This is a genomic window from Pragia fontium DSM 5563 = ATCC 49100, assembly GCF_900112475.1.
GTDB lineage: Bacteria > Pseudomonadota > Gammaproteobacteria > Enterobacterales > Enterobacteriaceae > Pragia > Pragia fontium.
Genome location: NZ_FOLW01000028.1, coordinates 1 through 2,405, shown reverse-complemented (window position 1 = coordinate 2,405; position 2,405 = coordinate 1). Strand labels below are relative to the sequence as shown.

Annotated in this window: 1 rRNA gene; it reads right to left on the bottom strand. The window is 52.2% G+C overall.

The window, feature by feature from the left end:
* Positions 1-40 precede the first annotated feature (40 nt).
* A 23S ribosomal RNA gene (locus tag BMZ28_RS17175) occupies positions 41-2,405 on the bottom strand; the annotation flags it as partial.

The following is a 2,405-nucleotide window of genomic DNA, read 5'->3' as shown; positions in this document are numbered from 1 at the left end:
ACAAGCTGAAAATTCTCAATCAAAACACCTTCGGTGTTGTAAGGTTAAGTCTCACGGTTCATTAGTACCGGTTAGCTCAACGTATCGCTACGCTTACACACCCGGCCTATCAACGTCATGGTCTTTAACGTTCCTTTAGTGGACTCAAGGTCCAAGGGAAGACTCATCTCGAGGCAAGTTTCCCGCTTAGATGCTTTCAGCGGTTATCTTTTCCGCACGTAGCTACCGGGCAATGCCATTGGCATGACAACCCGAACACCAGTGGTGCGTTCACTCCGGTCCTCTCGTACTAGGAGCAACCCCTCTCAATCTTCCAACGCCCACGGCAGATAGGGACCGAACTGTCTCACGACGTTCTAAACCCAGCTCGCGTACCACTTTAAACGGCGAACAGCCGTACCCTTGGGACCTACTTCAGCCCCAGGATGTGATGAGCCGACATCGAGGTGCCAAACACCGCCGTCGATATGAACTCTTGGGCGGTATCAGCCTGTTATCCCCGGAGTACCTTTTATCCGTTGAGCGATGGCCCTTCCATTCAGAACCACCGGATCACTAAGACCTACTTTCGTACCTGCTCGAGCCGTCACTCTCGCAGTCAAGCTAGCTTATGCCTTTGCACTAACCTCACGATGTCCGACCGTGATTAGCTAACCTTCGTGCTCCTCCGTTACTCTTTGGGAGGAGACCGCCCCAGTCAAACTACCCACCAGACACTGTCCTCAACCCGGATCACGGGCCAAAGTTAGAACATCAAACATTAAAGGGTGGTATTTCAAGGTTGGCTCCACGCAGACTGGCGTCCACGCTTCAAAGCCTCCCACCTATCCTACACATCAAGGCTCAATGTTCAGTGTCAAGCTATAGTAAAGGTTCACGGGGTCTTTCCGTCTTGCCGCGGGTACACAGCATCTTCACTGCGAGTTCAATTTCACTGAGTCTCGGGTGGAGACAGCCTGGCCATCATTACGCCATTCGTGCAGGTCGGAACTTACCCGACAAGGAATTTCGCTACCTTAGGACCGTTATAGTTACGGCCGCCGTTTACTGGGGCTTCGATCAAGAGCTTCGCGTTGCCGCTAACCCCATCAATTAACCTTCCAGCACCGGGCAGGCGTCACACCGTATACGTCCACTTTCGTGTTTGCACAGTGCTGTGTTTTTAATAAACAGTTGCAGCCAGCTGGTATCTTCGACTGGCTTCGGCTCCATCCGCAAGGGACTTCACCTAATGCCAGCGTGCCTTCTCCCGAAGTTACGGCACCATTTTGCCTAGTTCCTTCACCCGAGTTCTCTCAAGCGCCTGAGTATTCTCTACCTGACCACCTGTGTCGGTTTGGGGTACGATTTAATGTTACCTGGAGCTTAGAGGCTTTTCCTGGAAGCAGGGCATCAACTACTTCATCTCCGTAGAGACTCGTCATCACGCCTCAGTGTTTAATAGTCGTCCGGATTTACCTAAACAACCCACCTACACGCTTAAACCGGGACAACCGTCGCCCGGATAGCCTAGCCTTCTTCGTCCCCCCTTCGCAGTAACACCAAGTACAGGAATATTAACCTGTTTCCCATCGACTACGCCTTTCGGCCTCGCCTTAGGGGTCGACTCACCCTGCCCCGATTAACGTTGGACAGGAACCCTTGGTCTTCCGGCGAGCGGGCTTTTCACCCGCTTTATCGTTACTTATGTCAGCATTCGCACTTCTGATACCTCCAGCAGACCTCACAGTCCACCTTCGCAGGCTTACAGAACGCTCCCCTACCCAACAATATTTTCATATCGCTGCCGCAGCTTCGGTGCATGGTTTAGCCCCGTTACATCTTCCGCGCAGGCCGACTCGACCAGTGAGCTATTACGCTTTCTTTAAATGATGGCTGCTTCTAAGCCAACATCCTGGCTGTCTGTGCCTTCCCACATCGTTTCCCACTTAACCATGACTTTGGGACCTTAGCTGGCGGTCTGGGTTGTTTCCCTCTTCACGACGGACGTTAGCACCCGCCGTGTGTCTCCCGTGATAACATTCTTCGGTATTCGGAGTTTGCATCGAGTTGGTAAGTCGGGATGACCCCCTAGTCGAAACAGTGCTCTACCCCCGAAGATGAGTTCACGAGGCGCTACCTAAATAGCTTTCGGGGAGAACCAGCTATCTCCCGGTTTGATTGGCCTTTCACCCCCAGCCACAGGTCATCCGCTAATTTTTCAACATTAGTCGGTTCGGTCCTCCAGTTAGTGTTACCCAACCTTCAACCTGCCCATGGCTAGATCACCGGGTTTCGGGTCTATACCTTGCAACTATGACGCCCAGTTAAGACTCGGTTTCCCTACGGCTCCCCTATTCGGTTAACCTTGCTACAAAATATAAGTCGCTGACCCATTATACAAAAGGTACGCAGTCACACCCCTA